The organism is Streptomyces sp. NPDC031670, from assembly GCF_055580545.1.
The window spans coordinates 66573-87792 of the sequence record NZ_JBVILC010000026.1 but is presented as its reverse complement, the minus strand read 5'-3'; the positions used below and the strand labels follow the sequence as shown (position 1 = coordinate 87792).

Annotated in this window: 20 protein-coding genes; 10 read left to right on the top strand and 10 right to left on the bottom strand. The window is 69.2% G+C overall.

The features are described from left to right. Window positions 1-156: 156 nt before the first annotated feature. Window positions 157-516: a DUF6204 family protein gene (locus ACZ5ID_RS32420; protein ID WP_468905104.1), complete on the bottom strand. Its 360-nt coding sequence runs from the start codon at window positions 514-516 to the stop codon at window positions 157-159. A 400-nt stretch (window positions 517-916) separates the two neighbouring features. Between ACZ5ID_RS32420 and ACZ5ID_RS32415 the strand changes: the two genes are divergently transcribed. The 5 genes from ACZ5ID_RS32415 to ACZ5ID_RS32395 all read left to right on the top strand — a co-directional run bounded on the left by ACZ5ID_RS32415 (window position 917) and on the right by ACZ5ID_RS32395 (window position 6063). Next, on the top strand, window positions 917-2128 hold the full coding sequence (locus ACZ5ID_RS32415; protein ID WP_468905102.1) for a M4 family metallopeptidase: 1212 nt from the start codon (window positions 917-919) through the stop codon (window positions 2126-2128). Between the two features lie 305 nt (window positions 2129-2433). After that, window positions 2434-2883 (top strand): hypothetical protein, encoded by a 450-nt coding sequence (locus ACZ5ID_RS32410; protein WP_468905100.1) that lies wholly within the window; start codon window positions 2434-2436, stop codon window positions 2881-2883. Then, window positions 2883-4952: a hypothetical protein gene (locus tag ACZ5ID_RS32405; protein WP_468905098.1), complete on the top strand. Its 2070-nt coding sequence runs from the start codon at window positions 2883-2885 to the stop codon at window positions 4950-4952. The genes ACZ5ID_RS32410 and ACZ5ID_RS32405 overlap by 1 nt, the downstream gene beginning before the upstream one ends. Next, window positions 4949-5479, top strand: coding sequence for a hypothetical protein (locus ACZ5ID_RS32400; RefSeq protein WP_468905097.1), 531 nt, complete (start codon window positions 4949-4951; stop codon window positions 5477-5479). The genes ACZ5ID_RS32405 and ACZ5ID_RS32400 overlap by 4 nt, the downstream gene beginning before the upstream one ends. A 77-nt stretch (window positions 5480-5556) precedes the next feature. Continuing rightward, window positions 5557-6063: a GNAT family N-acetyltransferase gene (locus ACZ5ID_RS32395; protein ID WP_468905094.1), complete on the top strand. Its 507-nt coding sequence runs from the start codon at window positions 5557-5559 to the stop codon at window positions 6061-6063. 113 nt (window positions 6064-6176) lie between these two features. On the opposite strand, the gene ACZ5ID_RS32390 is transcribed toward ACZ5ID_RS32395, so the two are convergent. From ACZ5ID_RS32390 to ACZ5ID_RS32375, 4 genes are all read right to left on the bottom strand, one after another. Continuing rightward, window positions 6177-7271, bottom strand: coding sequence for a trypsin-like serine peptidase (locus tag ACZ5ID_RS32390; RefSeq protein ID WP_468905092.1), 1095 nt, complete (start codon window positions 7269-7271; stop codon window positions 6177-6179). Between the two features lie 201 nt (window positions 7272-7472). Beyond that, window positions 7473-8237, bottom strand: coding sequence for an SGNH/GDSL hydrolase family protein (locus ACZ5ID_RS32385; protein WP_468905090.1), 765 nt, complete (start codon window positions 8235-8237; stop codon window positions 7473-7475). Between the two features lie 386 nt (window positions 8238-8623). Continuing rightward, window positions 8624-9289, bottom strand: a complete 666-nt coding sequence (locus ACZ5ID_RS32380) for a response regulator (RefSeq protein WP_468905088.1) — start codon at window positions 9287-9289, stop codon at window positions 8624-8626. Continuing rightward, a complete protein-coding gene (locus ACZ5ID_RS32375; RefSeq protein ID WP_468905085.1) occupies window positions 9286-10578 on the bottom strand; it encodes a sensor histidine kinase in 1293 nt (430 codons plus the stop codon). Before ACZ5ID_RS32375 ends, ACZ5ID_RS32380 begins: the two co-directional genes overlap by 4 nt. 358 nt (window positions 10579-10936) lie before the next feature. Here ACZ5ID_RS32375 and ACZ5ID_RS32370 point away from each other — a divergent pair, with 358 nt between their 5' ends. From ACZ5ID_RS32370 to ACZ5ID_RS32360, 3 genes are all read left to right on the top strand, one after another. Then, a complete protein-coding gene (locus ACZ5ID_RS32370; RefSeq protein WP_468905152.1) occupies window positions 10937-12427 on the top strand; it encodes an alpha/beta hydrolase family protein in 1491 nt (496 codons plus the stop codon). 615 nt (window positions 12428-13042) lie between these two features. Next, entirely contained in the window at window positions 13043-13291 is a 249-nt protein-coding gene (locus tag ACZ5ID_RS32365) for a hypothetical protein (protein ID WP_468905082.1), read from the top strand. Continuing rightward, window positions 13222-14874 carry a hypothetical protein gene (locus tag ACZ5ID_RS32360; RefSeq protein ID WP_468905080.1) on the top strand — a complete coding sequence of 551 codons (1653 nt, stop codon included), beginning with the start codon at window positions 13222-13224 and terminating at the stop codon, window positions 14872-14874. The genes ACZ5ID_RS32365 and ACZ5ID_RS32360 overlap by 70 nt, the downstream gene beginning before the upstream one ends. A 27-nt stretch (window positions 14875-14901) precedes the next feature. Here the strand turns inward: ACZ5ID_RS32360 and ACZ5ID_RS32355 are convergent, their stop codons facing one another. Then, window positions 14902-15555: a TetR/AcrR family transcriptional regulator gene (locus ACZ5ID_RS32355; protein WP_468905076.1), complete on the bottom strand. Its 654-nt coding sequence runs from the start codon at window positions 15553-15555 to the stop codon at window positions 14902-14904. Window positions 15556-16017: 462 nt separating this feature from the next. On the opposite strand from ACZ5ID_RS32355, the gene ACZ5ID_RS32350 reads away from it, so the two are divergent. After that, complete coding sequence (locus tag ACZ5ID_RS32350) at window positions 16018-18150, top strand: hypothetical protein (protein WP_468905074.1); 2133 nt, start codon at window positions 16018-16020, stop codon at window positions 18148-18150. Window positions 18151-18173: 23 nt separating this feature from the next. On the opposite strand, the gene ACZ5ID_RS32345 is transcribed toward ACZ5ID_RS32350, so the two are convergent. The 4 genes from ACZ5ID_RS32345 to ACZ5ID_RS32330 form a co-directional block, all read right to left on the bottom strand. Continuing rightward, window positions 18174-19052, bottom strand: coding sequence for an alpha/beta fold hydrolase (locus tag ACZ5ID_RS32345; protein ID WP_468905072.1), 879 nt, complete (start codon window positions 19050-19052; stop codon window positions 18174-18176). A gap of 97 nt (window positions 19053-19149) precedes the next feature. Further along, window positions 19150-19338 carry a helix-turn-helix domain-containing protein gene (locus tag ACZ5ID_RS32340; protein WP_468905069.1) on the bottom strand — a complete coding sequence of 63 codons (189 nt, stop codon included), beginning with the start codon at window positions 19336-19338 and terminating at the stop codon, window positions 19150-19152. Further along, entirely contained in the window at window positions 19286-19714 is a 429-nt protein-coding gene (locus ACZ5ID_RS32335) for a VOC family protein (RefSeq protein WP_468905067.1), read from the bottom strand. The genes ACZ5ID_RS32340 and ACZ5ID_RS32335 overlap by 53 nt, the downstream gene beginning before the upstream one ends. 100 nt (window positions 19715-19814) lie before the next feature. Then, on the bottom strand, window positions 19815-19955 hold the full coding sequence (locus tag ACZ5ID_RS32330) for a hypothetical protein (protein WP_468905065.1): 141 nt from the start codon (window positions 19953-19955) through the stop codon (window positions 19815-19817). Between the two features lie 214 nt (window positions 19956-20169). On the opposite strand from ACZ5ID_RS32330, the gene ACZ5ID_RS32325 reads away from it, so the two are divergent. Then, window positions 20170-21219: an AraC-like ligand-binding domain-containing protein gene (locus tag ACZ5ID_RS32325; RefSeq protein ID WP_468905062.1), complete on the top strand. Its 1050-nt coding sequence runs from the start codon at window positions 20170-20172 to the stop codon at window positions 21217-21219. Window position 21220 lies beyond the last annotated feature (1 nt).

Sequence of the window (21220 nt, the reverse complement as noted above, 5' to 3'; positions counted from 1 at the left end):
CCATCAGCCACACCGAATTCCTACCGGATCCCCGGCAGCGACCGTAGACCTCATCAATCTGTCGGCCTGCCTCATCGGCGAGCACCGGCTCGCCGATGAGGCCTTCACGGCCTGGAGGAAGTGGGAGGGCGCCGGCGCGCCCGTGCCGCGGCTGTCTCAGGCGCTCTGCTGGGCCGCCGCGCGGCGCTGCCGCTTGCCCAGCGGTGCCTGGGAAAGGTCCTCGGCACTGCTCCGGAGCTTGGCGTAGCCGTAGCCGCGCTCGGAGAGCCACGTCTTCGCGGCTCGTTCGGCTCGTTCGGTCGCCGCCAGGATGTCTTCTTCTTTCTCCCCCGAGTCGAGGAAGCGGAAGGTGAAGGCGGATCGCGCGGCCAGGTCGTAGCTGAGGTGCCCTTCGGAGGTGAAGGCCGCCTGAAGGACGTCATGATCCGCGGCACGGGCCAGCAGCTCGGCCCGCTGGTCGGCGCTGAGCTCGCTGAAGACGCCCCGGACGGTGATACGGAAGGTACGAGTACTCATCCCGCGACACTAAGCACACGCCGCCCGTACTTCCACCGCGTTTCCGGCGGCACGGGGCGGGGGCGTACCGGCATGTCCGGGACCACTCTCCGCGTCGGTGCACATGGCACGGGAACGCGCCCCGCTCGGGGTGCAAGTCGCATTCCGCGAAGGGATACTCGAAGTAGATACGCCTTCACCGCTGGCAGTCATGGACACAATGGACACAGCGGAAGCGAGGACCGCGCGCGTACTGCACAGCCCGCGGCCGTAAGGCACTTCGCCCTCCGAGCAGGGTCAGCGTCCACCACCGCCACCCCGAGTCGGGACAGGCAGGGTTGCTCTGGAACACGCGGAACAACCACACGAAAAGACCGGACGAGCGAGCCCTCGCGGTCGCTCCTCTTTGCAGAGGCATCCCATGACCAGGACCTGCCGCATCAGTTGCATCATTCCTCCGCACCTTCTGGAAAAGCTCCTGCGCAGCGACAACAGCGAAGTCCACCAATCGGCACTGGACACCTTGCTGACCACCGCCGGACTGCGCGGTGAGCGAGCGATTCGGGCGGGATTCGCGGGCGCCGCCACCCCGGGCAACGGACGGCGGACCGTCTTCGACTGCCAGAACGGCAGACTGCTTCCCTCGGCGGTCATGGCCCGGTCGGAAGACGGACCGGCATCGACAGACGACGCGGTCAACCGAGCGTTCAACGGCCTCGGCACGACGCACGACTTCTACCACGAGGTGTTCAACCGCGATTCGATCGACGACCGCGGGATGCGCCTGGACGGATACGTCCACTTCAGCGTGCAGTACAACAACGCTTTCTGGGACGGGCAACAGATGGTCTTCGGCGACGGAGACGGAAAGGTCTTCACCGACTTCACCGGATCCCTCGATGTCATCGCCCACGAGCTGACGCACGGAGTCACCGAGAACACCGCGGGCCTCGCCTACCACGACCAGCCGGGTGCCCTGAACGAATCCGCCTCGGACGTCTTCGGCTCGCTGGTCAAGCAGTGGTCGCTCAAGCAGTCGGCCGAGGAGGCGGACTGGCTGATCGGTCCCGATGTGTTCACCCCCGGGATCGAGGCCGACGCCCTGCGGTCGATGAAGGCCCCGGGCCAGGCGTACGACAACGCCCTGTTCGGCAAGGACCCGCAGCCCGACCACATGAGCAGGTTCGTCCACCTGCCGAACTCCGAAAGAGGTGACAACGGCGGGGTACACATCAACTCCGGCATTCCCAACAAGGCGTTCTACCTGACCGCCGCGGGCATCGGTGGATTCGCGTGGGAGGCGGCCGGCGCCATCTGGTACGAAGCGCTCAAGGCCTCCAGCGCCGAGACCCAGTTCCAGGACTTCGCGAACACCACGTACCACAAGGCCGAAGACCTGTACGGCGCCGACAGCGCCGAAAGGGCGGCTGTGCTGGCAGCGTGGCACGAGGTGGGCATCCAGATCAGCGGCGTACCCACCGGCATCGCCCGAGTGCGCAGCCGCGCGGCTCACCGGAACGGCAGCCCCGGCAGCGCGGACGCTCTGGCAGCCCTGAGCAAGCAGATCGGAGTACTCACCACCCAGGTCACGGGGCTGGCCAAGGACGTGGCTTCCCTGAAGGGCAAGAAGTGACCCAAGTTCCCTCTGTCGCTTGACGAGGCAGAGTTCCCATGGACGCCCCGGCAGCGCGGTGCCGGGGCGTCCGGGGGGCCGGGGGGCCGGGGGCGTCATAGCCGCTGCCGGCCGTCTTCGGTGCTCCAGGGCCAGGCGGCGAGGGTGGTGTGCATCAGCCGGGCGGCGGTCGGACATGGACATGACGGCCGACATCGAAATCACCTGATGCATCGTCCGACCGGATTTCTCCAGCGGTTTCTCGCCAGCATCCGTAGGATGCGGCCAGATCTTCTCGATCGATGGACACTCACTTGGGGGAAAGCGTGTCGTTCGAACAGGAGTGGAACCAGCTCAAGAGCACCGCCGCGCAGAAGCAGGACTCCGGGCGGATGCGGCTCAACCATCTGCCGGACGACGATCGCGGGGGCGGTCCGGTCAACGGCGACCTCGTGGTGAGCCAGCAGGACCTGGCCGCCGTCGGTGACGAGGCGTTCAAGCTCTACCAACGGCTCGACACCGACGGGGACCACGCCAAGCAGAGCACGAACGCCGCCGGAGCCGCGATGAAGGCGGACTTCGCACTCGGCAACGCCCTTGTCACCGTCGCCGAGCACTGGAACAACCAGGTCGACAGCCTGCTCCAGGCCTGCGCGCACATCTCCAACCACCTCGACTACACCAAGAACGCGCACGCGGGCGACGAGTACCACATCGTCACCAGCCTCAGCGCGCTCGACCTCAACCGGGCCTTCGGGGAAGGGAAGCAGGGCTGATGGAACTGGACGCACTCCGATTCGGGAACTTCACCCCGCTCGGCACGGCCGTCTCCGACTGGACAACGATGATCAGCAAACTGGAGTCGCTGCGGACGGACGCCCACAACCAGCTGGACGGCAAGTCCCAGAAGGCCAATTGGGCGGGCGCGAACGCCACGGTCACCCGGCAGTTCATCACCCGGACGGCCAACGAGTTCGGGGACGCCGTCACCGAGGCGACCACCATCCGCAACATTCTCCAGGACACGTACAACGAACTCGTCGACTGGCAGCAGAAGCTGAACGAGGCCATCGAGCACGGGCTCAAGAACAACCTGACGGTCGTCGGGACCGGCCACGGCGGGTTCACCGTCACCATGAACATCCACCCGGACCGCGCGGCCAAGGGCACCACGGTGCCCGGGCACTCCATGGCCGACGCCGAAAACCTGCGCGACGAGGTCCAGCGCATCCTCAGCAAGGCCACCGAGAGCGACACCAGCGCCGCGCAGGTGCTGACCGCGCTGATGGGACAGACCCCGCTCGGCTTCTCCGACGCCTCCTACGGCGACCGGGACTCGGCTGCCAAGGCGCTCAAGGACGCGGAGGACCTGGCGAACCTCATCAAGGGCAAGGGGGACGACATGACCCCCCAGGAGTTCGACAACCTCACCCGGCAGCTCGGTGCGTACAAGAACGACCGGCTCTTCCAGGAGAAGTTCACCACCACCCTCGGTTCGCGCGGCCTCCTCGACTTCTGGGCCGACCTCTCCGACCCGTCCGACGGAGGCCAACTGCAACGCGCCCGCCTGGACCAGCTGGGCGACCTGCAGAAGAACCTGAGCCTCACCCTGGCCGGGGCCACCCAGACCGACAGCTCCGCGATGCGTACTTGGGAGCAGGAGATGGTCGGTCTGGGCGGCCAGACGATCAGGACGCACGGCACGCAGGTGTACGGCTTCCAGCTGATGAGCAACCTGATGCGGGTCGGCGACTACGGCGACACGTTCCTCAACGACTACGGCAACGCGCTCGTCTCCACCGAGAAGAAGATGCAGCTGCCCGACCACTACTGGAACGGTGGCGTGGGCGGCCCCCCGATGCCGAAGATGAACTTCATCGGTGACGAGTTCGGGCACGATCCCATGACCGGGTTCATGACCGCCTTGTCCAAGTCCCCCGGCGCGGCGACCCAGTTCTTCAATACGACGGTCCCCCAGGACAACGCCGAGTACGTCCTCAACGGCCGCCACACCTTCGACGACACACCGCTCAACCACGGTGACGGCAACCAGGCCAGGGACGCCACCGGCAAGGCGTTGATCGCTGCCGCCACCGGAGTCGACCCGAACGACCCGAACGCCCGGCCCGTGGACCACACACCCGAGCACCGGCAGGTCCTCGACCGGTCGCTGAAATACCTGGCGGCGTCCGGTGACGACTTCGCTCCCGAGTTCCGCGACGACATGGCGATCGTCCTCGGCAACCACTCAGACGAGGTCCACTACTCGATGAGCGCGCTCGCCAACGATCCGAACGACCCGAAGCTGCTCGACCGGGGTCAGCTCCTGGAAGTCACCAAGCAGATCTCGCGCAGCCAGGACTCGTACGGAAAGCTCAACGACTTCATGAACCAGGAGATGGTGCGGGACATCTACCAGGACCATCCCAAGGACCCGCACGAGACACTCCAGCGGGCCGGGCAGACCACGGGTTTCCTGGAGGAGGCCCGCTACCAGGCGCTCAAGACCGACAAGCACGACCCGTCCTGGGACGCCAAGTGGATGTACCACGGCTTCGGCGCGGCAGTGAACTTCATCCCCGAGGTCGGCGACATCGCCCAGCGCGGGGTCGACGCGCTGACCTACCAGTGGCAGCTGGACGAACAGGCCCGCATCAACCACGAGATCCAGGAGCAGAACGGCAAGGTGTTCACCGGCCGGGAGGGTCAGCTCAAGGCGCTGGCCGAACAGTGGGACAAGGTCAACCCCAACAGCGGCAAGGACGCGTACACGCTGACCAACGAGGCCAGCACCGCCGCGCTCAACGGCAACGCGGCGGCCCAGGGCCTGGCGGGTGACCAGTGACCCGCACGCTCCGCGTTCTCGCGCTGTGCGCCGCGCTGGGGGTCCTCGCGGGGTGCTCCGCTTCCGATGACTACACCGTGCCCGACGCCCTGTGCGGTGTGCCCGTAGGGGCGAAGCCGCTGGCCCCGCTGCTGCCGGACGGACAGAAGCTGGACCAGTCGCGGAAGGACCTCAGTCCCCGGAGCTCCGTCTGCGCGCTCTCCGTGGACAACAAGCAGACGGTGTACCTCACGGACGACGTGACCGACGCGGCCACCGATCCGGTCGCCGTGCAGCACAGCGCCCTGGTACGGATGGGCAATCCGCGGAAGGCCGTCATCGGGGACGACGCCCGGATCGCGGACCGGGGCGGAGTGGCGGTCAATGCCTGTACGTACGAGGGCAGGCGGCAGAAATTCGTGACCCTGATCGACCTCACCTCACCGCATCCGGCTCCGGAGGGGACCGCCGAGCGCCGCAGAGCGCTGGAGGAGTTCCTTCGCGCGTATCTGCCGAAGGCTCTGGAGGCCCGGGGGTGCCGACGGTAGCGGGGGCTGCCGTTGCGGGGTTCAGGAAGCGAAATGGTTCGCGGATCAACCGCTTGGTTCGTAGCCTGCTCTCCGTGATGACCCTTGGGCTTTCTGACAAAGCGGGGCGACGTGTCGTCCTGCGTGAGGTGGACGACGAGAACTGGCGTGCCGTAGCGGATATCGCTCCACGGGACGACCAGCGTGGATACGTGGCCGCATTGGCGGCCCGCTACCTGCTTTTGTCGTCGCGGGAAGGCATCTGGCACTCGCTGGCGGTCTACGCCGATGACACGGTGGTGGGTCACCTCATGTGGGGCCGCGACGACGACGGCTCGTACTGGCTCGGGGGCATGGTGATCGACGCCCCCGAGCAGGGCAGGGGGATCGGTCGGGCGGCAGTGCGCACCCTCGTGGAGTGGCTGGCCCGACGCGAGGACTGCCGCGAGCTGCGACTGTCCTATCACCCGGACAACACCGTGGCCGCGGAGCTGTACGCCTCCGTGGGCTTCCAGCCGACGGCAGCCTCCTCCGGTGACGAGGTCATCGCCCGCCTGACCGTGCTCGACGGCCATCCGACAGTGCCGAACTCCCCGTCGCCGTGACGGGGCCTCTCCGGGGCGTCACGGAGTGCGGCGAGGAACGGAGCTGAAGGGCACGAGTGACTGACAACAAGTCGGTCGTGGTTCGTCGGCTGTGGGCCGGCCGTTCTCGGTGGCTACGGCCAGTTGTCGCGGCCGTATTTGACGAGTGCGTTGAGGGCCGGTCCACCCGCCACGATGTTGTTGTCCTCGCTGCCGATGCCGAGCGGCCCGGAGATCTCCTCGTAGCCGCTGACCGTGCCGATGGCGTACGGGCCGTCGTCCCAGGTCGCGAAGAAGGGGCCGCCCGAGTCACCGCCGGTGTCGTCGCCGTGGTGCTCCAGTTCCTGCGCGTCGCCGTCCTCGTCGTCGTCGATGACGTGAATGGCTGCCTGGAAGCTGGGGCGCTCGGAGGTCACCGCACTCGGGTAGCCCGCCAGGGTCCAGTAGTTGCCGCCCTCCCAGCCGTCGTCGTACGCCTTGGTGCCGAGGGAGCCGAGCCAGCCGCCGAGCGGGTCGGCCAGTCGCAGGACGGCCATGTCGTGGGCGGTCACGTCGTGGCCGGAATAACCGTGGGCGTTGGTGACCCAGGACTGGCCGCCGCTGCCGGCGCTGGAGCTGCCGTCGTAGTAGCCGGCGATGAACTGCGCCGCCCAGTTGGACGCGCCCCACGGAACCATATGAGCGGCCGTCAGTACTGTGCGGTCGCCCACGAGTGCCGCCGTGCCGTAGGAGTCCCAGTTCGGCTGGCTCGCGTCGCTCCACACAAACAGCCGACCGATGCACGCCCACGGGTAGCCCGACGGGTAGTAGGTTTGTCTGGTCGTGTACTCCCCGTACACATGGCCGCTGTCGGTCGGGACGACGACCGTGCGGCCGTTGATCCGGCGCAGCCGTGTCTCCGGCACCCCGGTCATGCGGGGGTAGTGCAGTTGCGGCTGCCACAGCGGCCGGTAGGGACGCGGCGGATCGTCCGGCGGTGCCAGCGAGTCGGGTTCGTGGAGCCGGGTCTCGTCCACGGTCCGGCCGTGGAAGGAGCCCTCGGGCAGGACGATGGTGGGGCCGTCGTGGTGCAGCAGCTGCTGCCCTGAGGGGACGGTCACGGTGACACGAGCAGATGCCAGTCCCGCCTGTGCCTCGTCGGATTGCTTTTCGGTGGCGGGGATGTCTTCACGGCGGGCCAGTTCATCCAAGGTGAGCGGTGGTGCCTGTCGGCCGTAGCGGTCACTCATGGTGGTTGCCTCCTCGGTGGGGTTCCGGAGGCGCGCCGACGCGGAGGTGTTCGGCGCCTGCGCCGACCTCTCTTCCATGGTGGACCCGGAGCGGGAGGCGCGGCCACCGGGGGTTTCCTACCAACGGCCGCGGGGAGTCAGACGGCGCTGACCTGGGCGGTTGTGTGGAGAGAAGGGAGTGGCCCCGGTCCGTCAGGTGTCTCAGTCGATGCTCGCCTTGGCCTGCGGGGCGACGGGGGGAACGTCCGGGTAGGGGCGGGGATACCGGGTGCCGATGCCGAAGCGGTCGGCGAGGACATCGGCGAAGGCGGCGGCGATGCGGATCTCGCCGTTGGGGTTGGGGTGGGTGCCGTCCCAGGTGTGGTCCGCCGCGACGAACTCCGCGGCTGTCTCGGCAACCACCACCGGGGAGGACGCGGTGGCGAGATCCTCGGCCACGGCGCGCAGCCGGTCGTTGCTGGCGTCGACCCGGGCGCCGAAGTCCGGATCATCGACCACTTTGCGGCATTGCAGGATGGTGCCGAGAACGATCGCGAGGTGTCCGTCGGCCCGGCGGGCGGCGGCGATGAACTCCCGCAGGTTCGCCTCGAACTGCGCGGGTTCGATGCCGTACCAGAACAGGTCGTTGATGCCGAGCAGCACCAGCAGGTAGTCGGGCCGGTGCTCACGGACCTTGGCCTCGATCTCGTCCTTCTCGGTGACGTAGGGGCGGCCCCACTGGGCGTCGTGATCGGGGTCGAACCGGGACTCGGCGTACGTGGCGTCGTCGTCGCCGACCTCGGCGGTACGGATGTTGTCGAGGGTGTCCTTGGGACCCACCAGGTCGACGCTGACGTCGCGCTCGTGGAGGTGTTTCCAGAACCGGTAGCGCCAGGTCCAGTCGCCGCTGCTGCCATGGCTGATCGAGTCGCCGACGATCATGATGTTCACCATGTCGGGCGTACGGGCGGGGTGGGCCAGAGACATGATCCTCCCTAGGGACACGGGGCCGTCATCAGGAGCGCAGGGGCTGACAGCCGATAGGGCGGTCGAGTTCTGTGCGGATGTGGTTCTGGTCGGAAGAGGTGGACGTACGGGGCGACGACGAACACATGGGCGCCGATCGCCAGGGAGGGGGGAGCCACCCCATGACTCCCCCATGGCTGCTCGACCCATGACCCCGCGCCACGAGTGACCCCGCGCCACGAGCCACCGCGGCTCGCAGTCGGCGGCGGCCTTCCAGCGCGGGACGGCCACGGCACCGATCGGCTGTCCAGGACATGCCCTCACGCTACGCAGACCACCACGGCCGCGCCGCCCGGACGCGCTCGCTCGGGTGACAGAGCAGAACCAGCCGCGGCCGGGTGCCGGTGTCATGCCGGGTGGATGAGGCGGCTCTCGTAGGCGAAGATCACGGCTTGTATCCGGTCACGGAGTCCGAGCTTCGGCAGCATCCGCCCCAGGTGGGACTTCACGGTCGCCTCCGCGAGATGCAGGGTGGCCGCGATCTCGGTGTTGGTCAGGCCGCGGCCCACCTGGATGAGCACCTCGCGCTCGCGGGGGGTGAGCCGTCGCAGCCGCTCGTCGTCGCGGCCGGAGTCGCTGCCGTCGGGGATGTGGGGACAGAAGTTCTCCAGCAGCAGGCGGGTGATCCGCGGGGAGACCACGGCGTCGCCCGCGGCCACGTTGCGTATCGCGGTGAGCAGCTCCTCGGGCCTGGTGTTCTTCAGCAGGAAGCCCGAAGCTCCGGCCCGGAGGCCCGCGAAGGCGTATTCATCGAGGTCGAAGGTGGTGAGGATCAGCACTCTGCTGCGCGGGCTGGCCCCGGTGATCTGTCGGGTCGCTTCGATCCCGTCGGTCCCGGGCATCCGGACGTCCATGAGGACGACGTCGGGCCGCAGTTCCCGGGCGAGGCGTACGGCCTCGGTGCCGTCCGCGGCCTCGCCGACCGGTGCCATGTCGGGCTGCGCCTCCAGAACCGTGCTGAAGGCCATACGGAGCAGCGCCTCGTCGTCGACGATCAGGACGCGAATCGTCATGAGGAAGCCTCCTCACCGCTGCCGAGGTCGAGACGGGTATGGACTCCCCAGCCGCCGCCCGGGAGCGGTCCGGCCCGCACCGTGCCCCCGTAGGCCGCCGCACGCTCACGCATGCCCGGGATGCCGTGACCGCCGGACGGTGGAGCGCCGCGGTGGAGGGACGGTGGGCCGCTGTCGGTGACGTCCACGGTGACGGTCTCGGCTGAGCACCGCACGCGGACCTTGGCGTGCGTGCCGGTCGGTGTGTGCTTGAGGGCGTTGGTCAATGCTTCCTGTACCAGGCGGTAGACGGTCAGTTGGGCGGTGGCGGGAATGTGGCTGTACTCGCCGTGGGTTTCCAGGCGGGTCGGCAGCCCGGCGGCGCCCATCTGGTCGGCGAGGGAAGGCAGTTGAGCGATGCCGGGCAGCGGGTGGCGCACCGCGTCCGGTTCGTCGGTCCGTAGGACACCGAGGGAGCGCCGCATGTCGGTCAGGGCCTGTCGGCCTGTTTCGGAGATCTGGAGCATCGCGGTGGTGGCCCTCTCGGGCGACCGGTGCTGGGCGTAGAGGGCGGCGTCGGTGAGCGCCACCATGACGGACAGGTTGTGGGTGACGATGTCGTGCATCTCCCGGGTGATACGTGTCCTTTCCTCGGCGACGGCCAGTCGCGCCTGCTGTTCCTGCTCGTGTTCCAGGCGTGCGGCCCGTTCCTCGACGGCCGCGAGGTAGTCGCCCCTGGTCCGTACGTTCACACCGAGGACGGCGGCGGCGACGACCATCGCGGTCACCGCCACGAAGGGGGTCAGAAATACGTCGTCCGCCACCCAGCGCAGACAGGCCAGCAGGACTCCCGCTTCCACGACGGCACCGGCGAGGAGCGTGCCGCGCCGCCCCGAGTGCGCGGCCACCGTGTAGAGCGCCACCAGCAGGGCGATGTCCGCCAGCAGTTGGACGTCCATCAGCCACTGGACGAAGGCGGCGGCTGCCACGACACCGAACACCGTGCGCGGGGCCCGGCGCCGCCACACCAGGGGCAGCGCGAGGGCGGCGGTGAGTGCCACGGACACCGGCCATCTCTGCGGGACGAGCGTGGTCATGATGTTGAGGAGGAGCAGCGCCGGCAACAGCGCATCGGCCACCGTGGGCGGCAGCCGGGAGCCCCAGCGCCGGGCCGCACTGATCGGTCGCACCGCTCGTGCGGAGGCCAGGCCGACGTACCTTCTCAGCTGTACGGCCGTCCACGCCCGCAGCACCAGGTCCCGGCGGCCCGCCGGGTGGGCACTGCCGGTCTCCGCAGCCGCCTCGGTCATCGCATGTCCCTGTCGATTCAGCGTCCTTGGCCCCGGACGGGGTTGCCCCGCGTACAACTGGAGCTCGGTCGGGCACGGGAAAAGCAGGATCCGCCGCGCTGCCCGGCACGTACCGCGGTCCTGTCACGGTAGGCCGCGGGCCGGTCGAGCGCATGAGTCCAGCGTCTGATCACACCGCGCCGAGGTACGACCACAGGAGGAGTCCCCCTACCTCCCCCGGTCGCAAAGCGGCCTCTGACCCGGCGGGCGCAAGGACGACTCCGGTCGCACGGGCGAGGCATCCGGATGCGACTGGGATCGCACACAGGACGTGTCCGCGGTAGCGACCCCGGTCGCATACGACGGCGACCCGGGGTCGATGTGGCGGCCCGTACCACGCGCCGAGGAGGGCCCGGTGACCGAAATCATCTCGGGACCGCACATGTCCCCCCTGGAAATCCTCGCCCTGCTGGGTGCCGTCGCGCTGGTGGCGGCACGCTGGCTTCCCCCCGCCGCTCGCCCACCCGTCACGATCGCGGCGGGAGCGGGTTTCGTCGTGTCCGCGATCGCGCTGGGCGTGACGGGGTTCCGCTGGCAGATGCTGCCGGTACTGGCCGGCGCCGCCCTCGCGTTGCCGTTCGCCGTCTCGCCCCTGATGCGACGGCGTACCGGGCGGGCGACGAGGCGGGCCCGCTGGTGGGTGGCTTTGCCGGGGTCGGTGGTCTGCGTCGGTCTGATCGCCACCGGCCCGGTGGCCGCCTGGGCCTTTCCCATCCCGGTGTTCCCCGAGCCCACGGGCCGGTTCGCGGTCGGTACCCAGGTGACGCAGTGGACCGACCCGAACCGCCCCGAGACCGCCACTCCCGAACCCGGCGACCGGCGCACGGTCGTGGTCCAGCTCTGGTATCCCGCGCAGAAGAGCCCCGCCGGCGCGCGGCGAGCTCCGTACCTGGGCCGCACGGAACAGGAGGCGCGCACCGTCTCCGATGCCCTCGCGCGCTATGCCGGCCTCCCCAGTTTCCTGGTCGACGGTGTCCCGCGTGCCCACACCCACGCGGTGTTCGACGCTCCGGTGGTCCACGGTGGCGAACGGTTCCCGCTCGTGGTGTTCTCTCCCGGGCTGGGGGGCGTACGCACGCAGAACACCGCGTGGGCGGAGGAACTGGCCAGCAACGGTTACGTGGTCGCCGCCCTCGACCACCCGTACGACTCCGCCGCCGTCGTCCTCGCCGACGGCCGGACGATCAACACGCGGATCGCCTCCACCGGCGACGACGACGAAGACGACAAACGGGCCGTCGAAACCACGAGGATTCGGGCCGCGGACCTCAGCTTCGTCCTCACTCAACTGGGCCGCCTCGACCGAGGTGACATCGCCGGCCCGCTGACCGGGCGTCTTGACACCGGCCGGGCCGCGGTGACCGGACACTCCCTGGGGGGCGCCGCCGCCCTGCAAGCAGCACGCCAGGACCGCCGGTTCGCGGCGGTCGTCGATCTGGACGGCTACCCCCGCGACCCCGAGCCGCTCCCCTTCCACCAGCCGGTGCTCGCGCTCACCCAGGCCATCGGCAGGGAAACCGACCCGCGCTACATACCCCGCCTCACCAAGGTCCTCAAGCTGAGCACCTCGACGAGCTACCGGCTCACCGTCCCCGGCGCCGCACACCTCACCTTCATGGACGCCCCCCTGTACCTGCCGCCCGTGCCCTCCATGGTCGGCTCCCTGGGCCGCACCAGGAGTGCGCGCGTGGTCGCCGCAAGCACTCTCGCCTTCCTGGACGCCACCCTGCGGCACAAACCGGGTGACGTGGCCGGCACTCTGTCGGCCTACGGCGACCTCAGCCTCTATCGCCCGGGCAGCAACGGATGATCCGCCGAGCACGGACACGCCCCGCGTAAGTCACGTCATACGAAGAGGAGTTGACGCCTGCCCGGGTGCCCTGGGCTTGGATAGCCTCGGCCCATGGCTCCCGCCCCCCGTATTCGTCAATGTCCGTGACTTCGACGCCGTTCCCGGCCCCGACGGCCGTGCGACCTGCTCGGACGCGTTCCAGAACGCCGTGGACGCCCTGGACAAGAACGCCGGGGGGATCGTCTTCGTCCCCGCCGACCCGCAGCCCTATGAATTCCTGCGCTCCGTGCTGGTCGACAGCAACCGGGTCCGTATCGTCGGCGAGGGCGGGCGCACGAGTGCCCTGCGGGCCATCGGGGCCACACCCCCGCTGACCTTCGGGCTGCGTCGTGTCACCCACGACCGGCCGCTGAGCGAGGGCCACTGGGCGAACCTGAGCGGCATGCTCGACGCCTCGGTCACCGACCAGCGGTGGGGCTGCCGCACCCGGGTCCCCTCCCCCGTGGCCGGGGGGCCGACGAGCGAGGCCACCGTCAGCCTGCCCTGCTCGCCCTTCCAGTTCGGCCCGACCGACGGTGACTACTGGGCGGGCGTGCGGCAGCTGACGGTGGACTTCGTGGTCCGCAACGAGTCATGCCCTGGTCGGTGCAGCCGCTGTTCGGCATGGTCGACGCGTTCAACCGGCCCTCCCCCTTCTACGCGTACGTCAACGCGCACGAGAACCCGCCGGCCGTCGTCTTCGCGTTCCTCACCTCGGACGGGCTGCACCGCGAGATCCGCATCCCCTTCGAACCGGCGCAGCCCGTCCTGCGTTGCTCACGAACGGCAAGGTCAACGACCTGCGGTGGCTCACCGTCGAGAGCCGGGTCTTCGGAGCCCTGACGATGCGGGAACCGGTGCACAAGAGCCCCGCGGGCGTGCCCGACCTGCAGTTCCTGTGGGAAGGGGACGTAGGGCTCTTCGGGCGCGGGTTCTTCATCCCGCACGACCTGGCCGAATACGTCGAGGGCAACGGCTGCGAGAAACTCAACGTGCGGGGATTCTCCTTCGCGCCGAAGGCGACCCACTACGGACAGGCCATCGGCCTCGGCCTCGTGTACAACTTCTCGATGGACGACGTGGTGGTGGAGTTCGGCGCCCAGGGCCTGAGCTCACACCACTTCGGGGTGAACTACCCGGTGTCGCTGCGTTCCTGTCGCTTCGAGCACCAGACCGACTGCGCCATCTACAGTTTCGGCCAGTACACCACCGCCACCGATCTGGCCCTCGCCTACTACGGACGGTCGGCGTTCAAGGCTCTCAGATCCCGGGTGGCCTACCGCGATGTGCCCTGCACCGACTCCGCGGTGTGCGAATCGGCGGTGAAGCTGTTCCAGACCGAAGCGGTCCTCGACAACTGGATGATCGATTTCGAGCACTTCGATGCGGACCTGCCGCGCGACAGCTACATCTGGGCGAGCCTCGCGGAGGACATCGGAGGACCGACCCAGCTGGTCGTCCGCGACTGCGTCGGAAGCGCCGGAGGCGAACACGCCGTGGCGATCCGGCTCGTCGGCAGCGAGCGCGGGGCGCTCGGGGACGTGCACAAGGGCCTCGGCTGGTGCAAGGTCGAGCGCTCGTTCAACCATCACGCGGACCTCCGTATGCGCGCCTTGATTGCGGTGGACGGGCCGCTGTGGCAGGGCCTCTACGAAGGCCTCCCGCCGGCGGACAAGGCCCTCGCGGTCAACACGGCCACGCCCGGGGCCTCGGCCCGGATCGGTATCGGAGCGGTGCCGCCCGCGGTGTCGGCGCCGCCGCTCGCCTCCTCGCCGTACGACCCGCTGCCCGGTCTGCCCGGTCTGATCGGCTACTACCGCGCCGACGCCCTTCTCGACGGCGGCGAACCGCTCAGGGACGGCAGCCCCGTCACCGCGCTCACCGACCTGAGCCCCGCCCACCACCACGGCACCGCCGTGGGCAGCCCCGCTGTGTTCGAGTCCGCGGCCGTCAACGGCCTCGCGGCGCTGCGCTTCACCGGCGGCCACTACGGATTCCCCACCCTCCAGGGCAGCAGCGGCGCCGCGACGTGGTTCTTCGTGGCCAAGCGTCTGCCCACCTTCGACTCGGCGCCCGGCCGGCCCGGCGGTCTGCGCAGCAACGGGCAGGGCTGGCAACTGGACTATCTACTGCTGTCACGCACCGCCGAGTCGGACAACGGCTGGGCGGTCTACGCCGTCCGCTCCACCGCGGGCGCGGCCCGCCGCCTCCAGACCTACACCAACGGGTATCCATACGAACTGCGCAGGGACGACCGGGTCCGTACGGTCGGCTGGGCGGCGCCGGTCTTCGGCTACCTCTCCGACCACGGCCACATGCTCCAGGGGCTGGTGGTCACGGCGGTCCTCTGCGACGCGGCGCTGAGCGACCAGCAGGTGGCCGACACCTGCCGCTATCTGCTCCATCGCTACCAGATCCCGGTGTGACCCGCACCGTGCCCGTGATCCGGCACGTCAGGGGAGCTGTGCCTCGATCTGGGCGAGGTGGGCGGCGAGGATTTCCTCGAATGCGGCCGGGCGGTCCGCTCCGAGGGGGCGCAGGTCGCGGGCGAAGTGGGCCAGGGCGGGGAAGCGCTCGGGATCGGCACCGAGCACCGCGACACGGAACTGCTCCATGCCCTGCTCGTACTCCTTGGGGGCGATGGTGCTGATACCGGCCTCGGAGGTGATCAGCGAGGCGAGGAGGACCACGATGCGGTGGTATCGCACCGGGACCTCCTCGTCGGGCAGGCCGGACGCGCGCAGGGCCTGCAGCAGTTCCTCCATGACCAGTCGGGATCCGGTGCCGCCGGACCCGTAGCGCCCCCACACCACGGCGAGTTGGACTTGCTCGCCGAAGGCCTGGCGCAGGCACAGGGCCAGGGCGGCGACGCGCTGCTTCCAGTCGCCCTCGGGGCGGTAACCGTCCATGGCGGCCAGCAGGATCCGGTCGGCAACCGCGCGCAGCAGTTCGGTCTTGTTGCGGAAGTGCCGGTAGAGGCTGGAGGAGTCGGTCCCGAGCGCCGCGGCGAGTTTGCGTACGCTGAACGACTCGGCGTCGCTCGTGCGCAGCAGTTCCGCCGCCGTGTCCAGGATCTCGTCGGTCGACCATCGCCGTCGGCCAGTCATCGCGCTCCTCTCACCGTCCGGGCTCACCCTAACTCGCGCACTTGATGATGCACGCACCGCGCGCGCATGGGGTTACGCTCTCGATCCAGTCCCCTCCGGATGTAGTCCACGTAGCCCAGCACTCCTGGGAAGTCCAACGCTCCGGAGTCGCGGCCGACGCCAACTTGCCTGGTTCTCCTACGAATCCACCAAAGTCGAGTCCAGTGCAACCGTGAGTTCGGGTCAGGCGTCGATCAAGGAGTGCGCACTGACGTACGCACCGCCCGGCCGCGTTCCGAAGGGTCTCTCCAACCGCAGGGCCCGAAGCGCTCGTTCCGGATATTTCATTGAATAAGGCGTACAACCCTCCTTCTTCCTCATAGGTCTTGGTGGGTGTCGCGTTGCTCCACCGCACCGCACGTCCTTCTACGAGGAGGCTCATCCCATGTCACGCGCCCGCACCCTCTCCCCCGGCTCCGGCTGATGGCCGCAGTCACCGTCGCCCTGGCCGCCACCACCGCCGGCACACTCGCCGGCCCGGCCGCCGCCGCGCCGACGGCCTCCACCAGTGCGGCCGTGGTCGCGCAACAGGGCGCCCGGGACGGGGTCTTCCCGTTCCTCAACAGCGCCCTCGCGACCGCCGGGCCCAACGGCTTCCTCGCCGTCCGGACGGACGACGTCGTCTGGACGCGGTACGCGGACGGCTCCAGCGTCACGTTCCCGAAGAGCGCCGCCGTCACCTATCGGGGCGCCGCCGGAGCCGACGTCGTCGTGGCGAGCGAGGGAACCCGCCACACCATCCACGACATGGCCAAGGGCGGCTCCCCCGTCGTCATCGACATCCCCTACGAGCTGCGCGAGGTCAACGGCTCGACGCTGGTAATGGTCGACCCGGCCACCCACGAACTCCACCTCGTGAGCCGGGCTCCCGGCGGCGAGGTCGTCGACCGCAAGGTGACGGGTATGCCGGCCGGAGTCCCCTGGGAGTTCTACGGCTCCACACCCGGTACGCTCGCCGTGCAGACCTCGGCATCCGAGGGCGGCTTCCATCTCGGCGTGGTCGACGTGGCCACGGCCGCCACCACCGAGACGTACGACCTCGACCGCTACAGCGGCTTCGCGCAGGTCACACCCGACCGTGTGCTTTGGGCGCCCGCAACCGGCCAGACCAGAATCGTGGACCGCAAGACCAAGCGGGCCGAGACCCTTCCCTACCGGGCGCAGATCGTCCTGGGCGGCGACTGGCTGGCCATCACAGGCGGTGACAAGGTCGTCGTCGACGGGGTCACCTACCCGAACAAGCCGATCGTCCTCAAGTCGCTCAAGGACGGCCGGAAGGTCCCTCTCCTCGATCTCGCGAGTGGTGTGGCCCCGGTCGGGGACGGCACGCTCCTGGTGTCCGGCGGCACCTTCGCGCAGGGCCAGGGCCTCTTCCACATCACACTCGGCCCCGACGGCACCCCGGTGGCCACCATGATCGGGGACGCGCGGAATCCCCTGGAAATGGTCTTGAAGGGGGTGAACATACCGAGCGTGTTCCACTTCGACGGCTCCGACAAGCACGTGACCTGGGAGGCCAACCAGCCGGACCTGGGTGTCGCCCTGGAACTGACCCACGTGGCCACCGGCCGCAAGGTGTCGCTGTGGAGCTACTACGACACCTACATCAACTGGAAGGGATACCTCGACCAGGTGACCGGCGCCTACAACGGCGCGTACACCTGGAAGATGACCGCCTATCCGGCGTCCGGCGTCGGCCCCGCCGCCGTGAAGACCGGTACCACCACGGTCGAGCGCGGCACCGCGCCGCGCGACTTCAACGACAACGCGCAGGCGGACGCCCTCGTCCGCGACAGCTCGGGCAACCTCTCGGCGTACGACCTCAGCCAGCTGCGCGCCATGGGCAACAGCCCCGACTGCCAGGACGAGGGCTGCCCGCCGGTCGTCCACGACCCGAAGCCGGACGTGCTGGGCACCGGCTGGGACTCGTACACCCTGATGGCCTCCCCCGGAAACCTGGCAGGCTCAGCCGCGGACGACGTCGTCGGCCGGGACCGTGACGGTGTGCTCTGGCTCCACCAGGGCGACAAGCAGAAGCTGCTGCCCCGCACGAAGATAGGCGGCGGCTGGAACGTCTACACCCAGATCACCGGCGGGTCCGACCTGAACGGCGACGGCCGGGGTGATCTCCTCGCCACCGACAAGGACGGCGTGCTGTGGTTCTACGCCTCCACCGGCGACGCGGCTGCCCCCTTCAAGCCGCGCCAGAAGGTCGGCGGCGGCTGGGACGTCTACAACCTCCTCACCGCCCCGGGCAACATCGCCGGTGCCTCCGGCGGCGACCTCCTCGCCCGCGACAAGGACGGTGTCCTCTGGCTCTACCTGGGCAAGGGCGACGGCAACTTCACCGCCCGACGCCAGGTCGGCGGCGGCTGGCAGAAGTACACCGACATCATCCCGGCGGGCAGGAACAGTAGCGGCGTGGCCGACATCTACGCCATCGGCCCTTCCGGCTCCGCCTACTACTCCGGTCTCAACAGCACCACCCGCCCCTTCGCAGCGGCCCACCCCCTGCCCCTGAGCAGCGACTCCACCCGCTTCAAGAAATTCTTCTGATCCCTGTCCTACGCGTCACGGTCCTACGCGTCACGCCCGACAGACCACCCGCGTCCGGGACGCTCCCGCCCGCGTGAGGCTGTGAGCCACAGGTTGCTGCCGCTCGCCGTGTTGGCGAGCGGCGGCAGCGGGTACTGCTGGGGCGTGCCGGACTTCGAACCCCGCCCTGTGCCGTTTTTACGCAGGAAGGTCTCCAGCCGTTCGGCGAAGCCCGGTGCCGCGGCGACGAAGTGACCAGCCCCCGGATGCACACCGCGCTCGCCATCGAGCGTCTCCGCGAGCGCGTCACAGATCCGCTCAAGCGCAGCCTCGTGGTCTCCGGACGCGACGAGTACCGGGACGCCGGCCTGCCGGATCACGTCGAGCCGCGGGCGCGCCTGGCTCGTCGGTCGACTGCCGTGCGCCCGCCGAACGCCGGCGACCACGTTCTTGGGGAGCGGACCGTGGCCGATGGGCGCGCCCGCGATACGGAGGAACTCGCGCAGCTCGGCCGGGTCCGACTCCATCCCGTGGGTGAGGACCGCATCGCCGATGCGCTCCAGTCGCGCCACCTCGGGGTCGTCCGGCACAAGGTAGTTGAGCGGTGGCTCGATCAACGTGAGCGAGCGCACGCTGTCCGGCGCGGCAGCGACCGCGATCAGCGTCCCCAGGACGCCGTAGGAGTGGGCGACCACGTGCGGGCGGCCCACGAGCAGCGGTGCCAGGTCCAAGGCGTCCACCTCGAAGTCCTGACGCTCCTGCGGCGGCGGACTCGGCGGATATCCTCGCCGGTGGACGTATGCCAGCGTCCACCGCTCCGCCAGCGCGGCCATACCGCCCCACGTCGTCCTCGGACCGGCACCGCCATGCACCAGCAGGACTTCCGGCCCACTGCCCTCGCGTACCACCGCGACCTCGCCCACGCGATGGAGCATAGCGGCGCGCGGTGAGACACCGGGCGTACAGGCCGTGGCAGGCAGTGCCGAAAGGCGGGTTCCTCATCCCGTCAGCCGCTGCTCGTCACTGCGCTCCCGTGGCCACCAGGATCGCGGTGACGGGTTCGAGCTCGGTGACCAGCTCGTCGAGCTCGGCGGGAGCCAGGACTTCGTAGGGAGGGGCGGCGAGCGCATCGGTCAGGGCCTCGCTCCCCGCACGCTCAGTCGATACAGAACTCGTTGCCCTCGATGTCCAGCATCGGAATGCACGCATCATTGCCGTCGTACAGCGTTTGCACGTGTACCGCGCCGAGCGGGATCAGCCGTGCGCATTCGGCCTCAAGTACGGCGAGACGTTCTTCGCCCACGAGTCCGGTGCCGACCCGCACATCAAGGTGCACCCGGTTCTTGGCGGCCTTCCCCTCGGGGACGCGCTGGAAGTACAGCCGCGGACCCACACCTGAGGGATCGATGCAGGCGAACCATGAGTCCCGCTGCTCAGGTGGCTGCGCCCGCTTGTATTCATCCCATGTGGCGAACCCTTCCGGGGGCGGCGGTATGACGTACCCCAGCACCTCGCACCAGAAGCGAGCGAGTCGCTCGGGTTCTGCGCAGTCGAAGGTGACTTGGAACTTCTTGATCGCTGACACCGGTGCACCGTAGCAACGGGACGCGGGGCTCTGCCGGTGATTTCCCGAGCGGGAGCCGCCAAGAGCGCGAGCACGAGGAGCAGACGGTTACGTACGACGGTCACCGCCCGCCCGTGAAGTGGCCGGCTACTTCACCGCTGAGGCGGCCGTGCGGCAGACGGCGCGCGAAGGCGAGCAGAAGGAGGTCCTGGGCGTCGCCGTGCTGCCCAAGGGCGAGGACAGCCCTGATCTCGACAGGCATCGGCGGACACTGACCATCGTCAGCGGGACCTGGCAGGGCACGGCTTCCCCCTCTTCCGTGCCCGGCCAGGCGGTCCCATTCTGTCCGGGCGGAGCGTACGGCGTCGTTGGCCGCCAGCGCACGCTTGTTGGCGTAGAACGCCCTGTCGGTTCGGGAGCCTGTGCCCTTTACTGCCTGCTTGGGGTCACTGTTGCCACAGCGCGCGGGGGTAGGAATGCGTTCCACAGTCATCGACACCGCGGAACTTCCCGTCAGCGAGCGGCCTGCGGCATGGGCCGAAGCGATGGCCGTGGCGCAGGTGCCCCAGCGCGTCGCTCCCCGTGACACGGGGACCTTCACGGCGCGGGTCGAGATGATGCCGCTGGGGGCCGGGCAGGTGTCTGTCCTGTCCTCGTACGCCTCCGTGAGCGCGCAACGGACACCCCGGCACGTCCGCCAGTCCGACCCGGAGATGTACCGCGTCCACCTCGTCACCTCCGGAGAGGTCGGCATCGAGCAGTACCGGCAGCGGTTCGTGCTCAAGCCCGGAGAGATGGGGTTCGGCGACAGCTCCGAGCCCATAAACATCCACGCCGACGACACCCCGGGCAGGCATCTCGTCTATCAGTTCCCCAAGAAGCTCCTGAGGCTTCCGCACGAGCACTTCACCCGGTTGTGCGGGCTGCCCGTGCCGGGGAGAGGTGGTGTCGACCGTCTGTTCAGCCAGTTCCTCAGCGGACTTGCCCACGAGTACGCGCAGTACACGGCGCGGGATGTCGCCCGCCTGGAAGCCACCGCGCTGGACCTGTTGTCAGCCGTCCTGGCGCACCACCTCGACCACGACACGCCATCCGGCGCCCCGGCCGTGTCCGGTGCCTCCAGCCGGCAGGCACTGTTCCTCAGGATGAGCGCCTTCGTCTCCGAGCACCTGGCGGACCCGGCCCTGGGGCCGGAGGTCCTCGCCGCGGCCCACCATCTCTCCCTGCGGTACCTGCACCGCGTCTTCCAGCACCACAACACCACACCCCGCACCTTCATCCGCCAGCAACGGCTCGACCGCTGCCGCAGAGACCTCGGCGACCCGGCTCTGCGACATCTGTCCATCCACACCATCGCCGCGCGCTGGGGGTACCCCCAGCCCGACAGCTTCTCCCGCGCCTTCCGCACGGCCACCGGGATGTCGCCCAGCGAATACCGCGCCGCCAAGGTCTGTTCCACGGGCCCCCGCCGTGCCGATGAGGAGGACGAGGCTCCCGGTGATGCCGGGGTGCGCACCGTGCGTTGAC

What these genes read in the sequence shown, in the direction of transcription:
- ACZ5ID_RS32365 (WP_468905082.1), top strand. Translation starts at nt 13,043, where the DNA reads ATGCCCTGGTCGGTGCAGCCGCTGTTCGGCATGGTCGACGCGTTCAAC.
- ACZ5ID_RS32420 (WP_468905104.1), bottom strand. Translation starts at nt 516, where the DNA reads ATGAGTACTCGTACCTTCCGTATCACCGTCCGGGGCGTCTTCAGCGAG.
- ACZ5ID_RS32370 (WP_468905152.1), top strand. Translation starts at nt 10,937, where the DNA reads ATGTGGCGGCCCGTACCACGCGCCGAGGAGGGCCCGGTGACCGAAATC.
- ACZ5ID_RS32385 (WP_468905090.1), bottom strand. Translation starts at nt 8,237, where the DNA reads ATGTCTCTGGCCCACCCCGCCCGTACGCCCGACATGGTGAACATCATG.
- ACZ5ID_RS32350 (WP_468905074.1), top strand. Translation starts at nt 16,018, where the DNA reads ATGGCCGCAGTCACCGTCGCCCTGGCCGCCACCACCGCCGGCACACTC.
- ACZ5ID_RS32325 (WP_468905062.1), top strand. Translation starts at nt 20,170, where the DNA reads ATGCGTTCCACAGTCATCGACACCGCGGAACTTCCCGTCAGCGAGCGG.
- ACZ5ID_RS32390 (WP_468905092.1), bottom strand. Translation starts at nt 7,271, where the DNA reads ATGAGTGACCGCTACGGCCGACAGGCACCACCGCTCACCTTGGATGAA.
- ACZ5ID_RS32380 (WP_468905088.1), bottom strand. Translation starts at nt 9,289, where the DNA reads ATGACGATTCGCGTCCTGATCGTCGACGACGAGGCGCTGCTCCGTATG.
- ACZ5ID_RS32340 (WP_468905069.1), bottom strand. Translation starts at nt 19,338, where the DNA reads ATGCGTGCATTCCGATGCTGGACATCGAGGGCAACGAGTTCTGTATCG.
- ACZ5ID_RS32405 (WP_468905098.1), top strand. Translation starts at nt 2,883, where the DNA reads ATGGAACTGGACGCACTCCGATTCGGGAACTTCACCCCGCTCGGCACG.
- ACZ5ID_RS32355 (WP_468905076.1), bottom strand. Translation starts at nt 15,555, where the DNA reads ATGACTGGCCGACGGCGATGGTCGACCGACGAGATCCTGGACACGGCG.
- ACZ5ID_RS32395 (WP_468905094.1), top strand. Translation starts at nt 5,557, where the DNA reads ATGACCCTTGGGCTTTCTGACAAAGCGGGGCGACGTGTCGTCCTGCGT.
- ACZ5ID_RS32375 (WP_468905085.1), bottom strand. Translation starts at nt 10,578, where the DNA reads ATGACCGAGGCGGCTGCGGAGACCGGCAGTGCCCACCCGGCGGGCCGC.
- ACZ5ID_RS32330 (WP_468905065.1), bottom strand. Translation starts at nt 19,955, where the DNA reads ATGCCTGTCGAGATCAGGGCTGTCCTCGCCCTTGGGCAGCACGGCGAC.
- ACZ5ID_RS32415 (WP_468905102.1), top strand. Translation starts at nt 917, where the DNA reads ATGACCAGGACCTGCCGCATCAGTTGCATCATTCCTCCGCACCTTCTG.